This window comes from Aliiroseovarius halocynthiae (genome assembly GCF_007004645.1).
Classification (GTDB): Bacteria; Pseudomonadota; Alphaproteobacteria; order Rhodobacterales; family Rhodobacteraceae; genus Aliiroseovarius; species Aliiroseovarius halocynthiae.
On sequence record NZ_ML660033.1, the window covers coordinates 1 to 9,933 of the forward strand.

General features: G+C 56.7%; 1 protein-coding gene and 1 pseudogene. One reads left to right on the top strand and one right to left on the bottom strand.

Going from position 1 to position 9,933, the window contains the following annotated elements:
- Positions 1-8,864: PKD domain-containing protein (locus FIL88_RS16475; RefSeq protein WP_142854984.1), on the bottom strand; the 8,864-nt coding region annotated here is incomplete at its 3' end.
- A 238-nt stretch (positions 8,865-9,102) separates the two neighbouring features.
- On the opposite strand from FIL88_RS16475, the pseudogene FIL88_RS16480 reads away from it, so the two are divergent.
- A pseudogene (locus tag FIL88_RS16480) lies at positions 9,103-9,459 on the top strand (Tn3 family transposase); the annotation flags it as partial.
- Between the last annotated feature and the right edge of the window lie 474 nt (positions 9,460-9,933).

Below are 9,933 nucleotides of genomic sequence, written 5' to 3' on the forward strand. Positions count from 1 at the left end.
CCGACGCCCGAGCTGACCGTGTACTCCTCGAACCCAACCGGTTCATCCACCGCATCGGAATGCAGCCAACGACGGGTCAAGATGTCATCCGAATATTCCAGGACAATATCATCATGGGCCAAGGGATTGGCGGCTGACATGTCATAAACAAACGCAGTGACCTCGGCATCTGGACCGGGCGCGGGTGGGGCCGCTGGGAGCGTTTTGGTGGGGGCGGTGGAGGTCAGGAACGTGGCCCCTGCCCCAAGCGCCGACGGGGATGTGTTGCCGGTCGCGTCCACGACCTGCGCCTGGTCGCTGTCGAAGCGATACAGCCGCTCGAGCCCTGTCGTGCCGGGCGATAGATAGGTCGCGCGTGTCGCAGCGATCTGCGCCTCAGTTCGGGCGACAGACCAGATGCGAAGATCGTCAAACTGCGCATGCGACGTGCCGGCGCTGGTCTGACCCAGCCGTCCAACATGGAAAGGCAGCGTGAACGGCGCGGTGCCGGTCGCGTCGAGTGCTCCGTTCATATAGACTTTCAGCGTCCCGGCCGCGTCACGTGTGACGGCATAGTGAGTCCACACGCCGGTCGGCGCTGCGGTGCTGGCTGCCACCTTGTCGACAGCCCCCGAGCCCGGCGAATAGAGCCGGAGCCTCTGATAGGCGAAGTTCAGGTCTTGGGTCGGCTGACCGTCGCCCGAGCTTACAGGCCCGTCGCTGCTGTTAATTCCGGCCTCCAGACGGATCCAGCTTTCGATGGTGAAGGGGCCGTCCAGAACAAGATCCGGGATATCGATGCCCTCTTGCCCGGTCAGGTTAAGCGCATAGTTTTCGGCTTCGCCAGCCGGGCTGATATCCGCATCCGGGCCATCAATGATTTTGCCAATCCGGCGATCCAGCGCGTCATAGGCATAGCGGACCGTCAGCGTGTCATTGCCATAGCCTATCAGCCGGTTCTGGCTGTCATAAGCGTAACGTTCTACGGCACCATCTGCCTTTGCGGTGCGCGAGGTGCGGTTGCCACGTGTATCGTAGGCGTAGGTATAGCTGTCATCCTCGAGCAGTTGGTTGTGGTCATTTGCAGCATAGAGCGCTGACAGGTGGGACGCGGTGCGGTTCCCTTCGGCGTCATAGGCGTAGTCCTCGACCGGGATGGGTGCGCCGCCATCGGTGGGCGGGATGCCCTGATCCACCTGCACCAGCCGGTTCAGCGTGTCATACGAGATGAATTTCGACTTGGTTGGGTCAAGCTGATCCACAATCGCGGTCAATTGCCCGTCGGGCCCGTATTGATAGGTCAGTTCCGTCAGCGCTACGCCTGTCTGTACGTGGCTGAGTGCCGTCAACAGCCCGTTGGTATAGCCATAGGTCGAGGCCCGGCCTGATGTCGAGGTCAGCGAAGTCCTGCGCCCCTCTCCGTCATAGCCGAAGCTGTAGACGGTGCCCCACGGGGCGGTCAGGTCCGTCAGGCGATCTTCTGGGTCATAGGCATAGGTGGTTGCACCACCCAAGCTATCAGACATGGTGGTCCGGCGGTCCAGCGCATCATAGGTATAGCTGAGCGTCACCTGAGGCTGCAGACCTGCTGTGCCATCGGTCCTGGTCGACGACAGGCGGTTGCGGGTGTCGTAGGTGAACGTGACGCTGCTATCTGTATCCGTGGCCTCGGTCAGGTTACTGCGCGCATCATAGGCATAGGTCAGCACGTTGTCGGGTGTTTCAACACGTGTGCGGCGCCCCAGCCCATCATACAGCGCGGCTTCAACCAATCCATCCTCGCGGGTCAGGGTCGACAGGTTGCCACGCGCGTCATAGGCACGGGTCATCGTCTCGCCAATCGGATTGGTCCGCTTGGTCATACGGTTCAACGGATCATAGCCAAAACTGGTTTGACCCCCGCGTCCATCGGTTACGGTCGCGACGTTGTCGCTGGTGTCATAGGTAAAGTCTTTCTCAAACCCTTCTGGATCCGTGGTCTTGGTCAAACGACTGGTGGCGTCATAGGCATATGTATGTGTTTCGCCGTCACCATTGGTGTGGCTGACAACCTCGCCAGCGACATTATAGGCCCGCTGGATCAGACCCTCGACAGGATCATCAACGGATACCAGACGCTCCATGGCATCATAAGACATGCTGGTGACCAGACCAGTTGCATCTGTGGTGGTCGCCAGATTGCCTGCGGGCAGATAGCTATAGCTGGTCAGCCCGTCAATCTGAGCGCCATCCGCCCCAGTCACCTCGACAGTCAGCACACGATTATACGCATCGTAAGTCCGGTGGACCTGCCGTTCGACCGCTGTGCCCTGCGCCTCGGCAATTGATGTTGTATTGCCCGCACTGTCATAGGTCAGGGCAGTGATCGATCCATCAGCATAGGTGGTCGTTTCAATATTTCGCGCGGCATTATACACGAAGCTGGTAACATTGCCGTTTTCGTCTGTGCGACTTGCCAGCTTGCCGTCAGTCTCATAGCTGAACAGCCGCTCACCGCCTTCGGGGTTCACAATCTTCGTCGTTTGACCCGTATTGTCATATTCGTAGGAAGTTACAAAACCATCAGCATCCGTTTGCTGCGTCACTTTGTTGAATATGGGCTCGTACTCATATTGCGTCACCCGCTCGGCCGGTGTGCCCACTGCTTCGGTGAATGCCTTAACATTCGCCACATTATCATAAGCAATAGTGTCAATTCGCACTCCGCTTGCCGTTGCATCACTGGGCCGCTCAATCTGGGTAGCCAAGTTTTGATCATCGCGCATGATCCGTGCCTCGCGCCCAAGCGGATCAACGGTGCGAACAACCGAACCAAACTGGTTCACCTCAACTGTTGTAACTTGTCCCTTGCGATCTGTAACCGTCGTCACCCGATCTTCCGGCTCGACGAAAACCAGCGGCTGTGTGGCAGGCCCCCCCAAACCGTCAATCAACCCAAGAGAACTTGCAATCTGGGTAGCCACACTTGAACTGTCCGGCATCTTGGCACCTCGTAGGTTGCCCACCGCGTCATAGCTGTAGCCGGTCGTATTTCCGTTCTGGTTAGTCGACGACACCAGACGACCATTTTCGTCATAGCTGAATGACACTTTAGAACCTGTTGGTTCAGTCACCTCATTCAGATTCCCGACATCATCATAGCTAAACTCGGTGATACGTCCGTCGGGATAGCTGATTGACTGCAGGCGCCCATCTGCCTGATAGGTAAACGCGGTAATACCGCCGACCTGATCCGTAATCTCCGCAACTCGCCCTTCAGCGCCATAGGTGTATGTTTTGCGATTTCCCTGCGGATCGACCGTCGCTGTTTGCCGGCCGTCGATATCGAATTCAACAACAACGCCATCCTTATAGCGACGCTGCCAGCTTCCATCGGGATTGCGTGTCAACTCCGAGAATTCACCATCACCTGCAACAAAGTTTCCGGTTGCGGACGGCTTCGAGTAATGAACCGTGACACTGAACCGTTGCTCAGAGACCAGGTCAAGACTGCCATCGTTGTTCAGATCTGCAATAGCGACATCGCCGATGCCATACTCGACCAAACCCGCTTCATGTGGTTGGAATGTTCCATCACCATTAGAGTTATAGACGTAGATTTGGCTGCCCACGGTGGCGACGATATCGGTAAATCCATCACCGTTAGCATCGGCAAGGTGCACTGGCATTGCGCCGCTTGCACCTGCTGGGCGCGCCAGCTCAACCGGGGTTGCGAAACTACGCCCTGTTGTATTCAGAACAACCTGCAAGCTATCAGGTTTCGAATAGACAAAATCCATAAAGCCATCTTGGTTGAAATCATGCGGTTTGAAGTACTCACCAAGAAGGTTTACTCCGCCGCCACCGGCGCGCAGCGCATATGTTGAATAGCTTCGGTTGCCATTGTTGAAGACAAAATCGACTCCGCCGCGGGTACGATACGCGATGTCATCGCGACCATCGCCGTCAATGTCTGCGATCTCAAGCTGAAGCGTTCCCGCACCGCTAAAATATCTATGAGATACGCGCACAACTTCGCGCGCGCCAGGGCCACCATAGCTGACCCAAACTTCATCGCTGACCCAGAACAACAGGCTTGTTACGGCAACATAGATGATATCGTCATAGCCATCTTGGTCGATATCAGCGACGGCAATATCAAGTGGCCGGCGCCCGACGCCCAATGCCTCAAATTCTTTGGTTAGTACGGCATTGCCGTTGTTCGCCGCATAGCCATACCCTTCTTGCAACTGCAGGGAATAGGCAACGTCCGTCGACTCGTCGTTGTTAAGTTCACCAATTGCGATATTGGTCAAATTTGGCGGGTAATGACCAGTTTGCGGAACATCGTTCGGATTAGCAACCTTAAGCTTACCGGCCTGCTGCCATTCGTCCGAGGTGACATTAATGATCGTGCCGATGCTGCCTGTACCGCTTTCACCATAGACCACATCAATATCGCCATCCCCGTCAAAATCCGCTGCGCGAACGCCCTGCGTCCCAACTGTCGGGAAAACAAACGGTTCGTCTTCGAAGCTGGTCAGTGTCGGTTGCGGATTAAATGTGGCGACACCATCATCATCGACGATCGACACTTTTCCGTTTCCACCGACAACAAGCTTTTGCAGCCCGTCGATGGACCACCCATTGCCGTATGGGCTGTCAGTTTCATTTAGAACATGTAGCTCAGCATCATGGCGCGCGGCGACTGTCGAGCAGGCATAGTGGGCCTTGGCGACGAAACGATAACCATAGCGGCCGCTATCAATACCAGATCCATCAAGCGGCATTGATTGCCGCAATGTCAGCTCTTCGCCAACCAGCGCGGGCGTCTGTCCGTTCTGGCCAGACCGTGGGGTCCATTGCGCGCTGTCACTGACGGACAATCCACCGATATCCAGTCGTGTCGACAACGTGACCGGCAGCGACGCGTCATCTGCAATGGTCACGTCCCCGGCTACGATCACGGTCGGGTTTGCTGCTTGGCTATGATAGCTCAAACCAACATTTTGCGTCTGGCCAAAGGCGGTATACCCCGGCAGCATATAGTTTTGGTTCACGTCTCCCGAGAACGGCGACAGCATGCTGTTGCCTGTGGGCTGATCAGCGGACGCACGCGTGCGCGGTGCCTGCGGCAGGAAGCTGAACAATGTGCCATCCGAGAATGACGGCGCTGTTGCGCTGACAGTCGCCCCGCCACCATCGACACTCGCGTTCGTCAGGCGGCTATATCTACCTGACAGTACGCCTTTACGCCAAAGCGCCAACTCGGTGCCTTCAGGCAACAAGTCCGCGTTTGGAGCTCGCACAGTGACACCCTGTGTAAACACGGCTCCGGGTGCATCAAGAGCATAGATATTACATGCCTGCGTATCACTTGGCAGGCCAGGATCATCAAAAAGCTGCGGCAACGAACCAAGGCACACTTCCCCTGTATACGGGTCGCCAGAGCTCGTCTGAATGCTGTCTGCCGATATTGATACGAACAGATTGCTTGCAGATCCGGTCAAGGTCGTGTCAACGCCAGCAACCACAGGTGCACACCCATCGGAAAGCGGGGTCAGCAAGAATTCTGGATCCAGATCACGAATTTGGTTCTCGGTAATTTGAATGGCCCGCGCGGCGCCCAGATAGCCGCCCGGTCCGCCATTTGCTGTGGGCTCGACGATGATTTGATCTCCGCCACCAACAAGGCTTCCGAACGAGAAGTTTCCGTCCGCATCCGTTGTGGTCATCAAAGCTGCGTCTTGCAACCGTACAGGCATGCCCGCCAAGGGAAGCTCTACACCGACAGCGAATTCGACTGCGTCCAGAACACGGCCATGTACCGTGGTTTCCCCGGCCGATGCCTCGACCACTTCGATCGTCAGCACGGCATTATCGGTCAAAGCTCCGTCCGAGACGCCAACCGTGAAGCTGTAGGTTCCAAGTTGGCCTTCTTCTGGTCGGAAACGAATTTGCCCCGAAGCTGCATCAAGCGCTATGCCCTGTGTCAGTGGAAGCGGCGTTGCAAAAAATGAAATCGGGTCCGCGTCCGGATCCGATCCCTCAAGGTCCAGGGCAAATTCTAGACCCAGTTCAACTGTGTACACATCTCGCAGTTCGGACAAAACCGGCGGTCGGTTAAGCGTCAATACCGATACATCAAGCGTCGACGTTGCCTCGGCCAAGCCGTCTGAAACCGTTACCTGCAGTGTATATTGGCCGGGGCGGTCACCCGCGAATCCGAGATTTCCGTTGCCAAGGTCCGCCACAACGGGGTTTGATCCTGTTGGTTGTTGCACCACTTCGAACACATAGGTCAGCGTATCGTTGTCCAAATCAGACGATCCAGTCGCGTCAAAGGCCGCCTCTTCCCCAACGTTCAAGTTAACTGGACCATCCAGCACCGCTACTGGCAGTCTGTTTGGAGCAGTGACTGTGACGATGGCCGGAATGGACTCCAATTCATAATCGGACACGACCAGTTCGAACACATAGTCGCCGCGACGATCCGGAGTGAACGAAAAAGCCGGAGCAAAGCGATCTGCGATTGCGGCGCTTGAGCCGGCTGGCTGCGAGACCAACGTCCACTTATAGTTCAGCGCATTGTTCTCGGGATCATATGAACCCGTGCCATCAATACTCGCGGTATCTCCGACAAACACTTCAGCCGGCGCGGCCACCACGGCCACAGGGGCGGTGTTAAGCACCTCAATTGCGATCACAGCCGGGCGCGCCATCAAGGCGCCATCATATGCTTCAAGCTGCACCAGATACTGACCACTGCGATCAGGGGTGAACGTGATCTGATTGCCCGTGACCTTTACGTCAGCGGGATCGGATCCAATCGTCACCACAGACCCGTCAGGACGCGCAATTAGCGACCAGTTGAAGGTCAGGGTATCGCCGTTCGGGTCGATGCCATAGTGCGCACCATTCAGATCAACCGCCTCGCCAATATTGGCAGTCAGGCTTTGCCCGCGGGCCAGTGCTGGGCGCAGATTGCCTGATCCGATAAACATTGTCTTGGGGGCGGAAACCCCGCCTTCATCACCCACGATCACTTGCGCAACTGCCGAGAAGGGCAGCTCCCGACCATCGTTCAAGCAAACGGGCTCTATGCGCTGAAATGGGTTGGGATTGGGTGAAGCCTGGCGCCACAGATCGCCAGAAACATAAAGCTTGGCTGTCGAAGTCGAATAGGGCGCCCGGATGTAGGCATCCGTCCCCGGCAGCAGAACAAACTCTTCCGACCAGCTTCCATCCTCCAGCTCGATTCGGAATACTCTTGCCACTCGGCGCTGATACTGCACGCGCCAGATCGCAAATTTAGTTCCGGCATCGTCGGTGACATATCCCTCCGAACTAAAGCCGGGCAGGATATCCCCTTGTGACTGGTCAACCGCATCATTGGATACGGTTACATCTTCGACTGCGGTGTCAAACCTTTGCCACAAGCTGAAGCGGCAAAGATTCCCATCGGCTGGCCGCGGGGTATTGGCCCACATATCGTTATAGTCCCAATCGTGATAGACATTCTGCGCCTTCAGAACGTCCCGAAACTGGGCGCTATCAATCTGTCCGTCGGACTGAGAAGCCACATCCAACACACCAATGACTTCAGTGTCCGTTCCCGTCAGCGTGGCGCGATCAAGACCTGTTCCGCCAATCAGACGCCAGGCATAAAGCGGCACCGTGGGATCGGCCGAGGACAAACCCGCATCCAGTTGATAGGCCCCTGCCCCGACGAATGGCAGATCTGGGCCGGCATGTGCGACAGGCAGGCTATCCTCAACTTGCATTAGGTAGGTCTGCGGTACGCTGTTGGATGCCCCATCCGTGACAACCAATTGCACCACATAGTCACCCTCGACATCGGGCGTGATCAATCCATTGGAAGAGCTCGCATCAACAATACCCGCTACGCTGTTCGCGGGGGCATGTAGCAAGGACCAGCGATACTGGATCGCATCGCCATCCAGGTCATAACTTTGCGTACCGTCCAATGTGACCGGCGCACCCATGACTGCGCTCGTAATAGGTTGGATGTTGGCTACAGGCCGCAGATTGCCGCCCTGCCCCACAATAATCAGGACCTGGTCCTGCGCGGCGCGCGCGTCATCGCGGACCTCATAGGCAACCAGATATTCCCCAGCAACATCGAATGTCAGGGACGTCATGCCCTCCTCGTCTGTCGAGACCTGAGGGACCGCACCTGAGGGCGCTACCAGAACATCGATATCTGCAGCCAGAAGTGAGCCATCGATATCAGTTGATGCGTAAGGCTCCAGATAAGTTGTCTCGCCGACCTGAACGCGTATCTGATCAAATCGGGCAGAGGCCGTGGGGGCAACCTGCCGACCGCGGTCATCTTCAAAGAAATCAATATTATATGTTGCCTGAGTGGATGCCTGACCGATCGCGTCCGTTACGACCAGCCCCGCTGTATACGTTCCTTCGACATCCATCTGAAGCTTCGCAAGGGGTGTATCCGCGGTTGCGAATTGCGCACCGCTTCCTACCGGCGCCGATTCAAGCGTCCAAGCATAGGTCAGGCGCGCGCCATCAACATCAGTGCTCGGTGTCCCATCCAACACAAGTGTGGAGCCGCCCTCGGGCATTCCACGTGCGATGATCCGGGCAGTTGGCGCTGTGTTGTCCGTAGTGACCTCAAGTGTTCCGGACGCCAGAATGTTCGCAGGATCATCGACATCCCGTACCGCCACATGTGCAACGTACCGCCCGGGCACATCAATCACGATGCTCGGACGAATCGCTGACGAATCGCTAAACCCCGAAACTGACGTTGTTGGACGTTCGGACCATGACCATTCGAAGGTGGCGGCATTTCCAAACGGAATATTCAAACCATCCGTCGGGTCCAACTGAACCGCATCACCGACGTCCGCGCTTATAGGTTGCAAGGCTGACTGAGCAAAAGCTGTAGAGGCATTAAAAGTGTAGAAAAAACATGCGACGGCGAAGACTAGGCGGATCAAAGTGCCACTCCTAAAATAGAAAACACATCCTTTGGTGTAATTTCTATACAGGGTTGAATACTCAAATCAACATTATACTTTTCCGTTCTCCGCGTGCCCGTGAGATTCAACGCCATAGGCCAATATGTGGCTCGGTTGATCACGGTTCAGACTCTCAGAGTGTATCCCCGGCGGATCTATCGAGAATGACACACTGAAAATCGAACGACTGACGACCGCCGTACCTGACGAAGCGGAGAAGCTTGTCCTCGATCTCTATCGGCAACTTCCAGACACCCGCATCACCGACCTGCTTTTAGAAGTGGATGAGGCCACTGGATTCACAGACGCCTTCACCCATCTGCGAACAGGTGCGCCCTGTAAAGATAGGGTTGGGCTGCTGAATGTTCTACTTGCGGAAGGGCTGAATCTTGGCCTGAGCAAGATGGCCGAAGCCAGCAACACCCATGATTACCTCCAACTGTCACGCCTGCCTCGTTGGCACATCGAAAGCGAGGCTATCAACCGGGCCTTGAGGTTGAGGAGGGAAATTGATCCGGGGGACCAATTTCCCTCCGAACAGGCCGCTGTCGTCGTCGAAGCGTTCTTCCGCTGCCCGGCAGGGCATTGCGCCGCAATGTCCCGAGAGGGGATGAAGCCTTTGGTTTCCGCCAAACCAACCCGGGCGCGCGGTGGTGTCCAGCACCCATTCCTGTTGTTCGCCGAAGGGGCGATAGGCGGTGTCGACGTCTGATGCTCCGTCTTCGCCCGTGATCGCCTTCACGCTTTGCAGCTGGTCACGGTGCNGCTGTCGTCGTCGAAGCGTTCTTCCGCTGCCCGGCAGGGCATTGCGCCGCAATGTCCCGAGAGGGGATGAAGCCTTTGGTTTCCGCCAAACCAACCCGGGCGCGCGGTGGTGTCCAGCACCCATTCCTGTTGTTCGCCGAAGGGGCGATAGGCGGTGTCGACGTCTGATGCTCCGTCTTCGCCCGTGATCGCCTTCACGCTTTGCAGC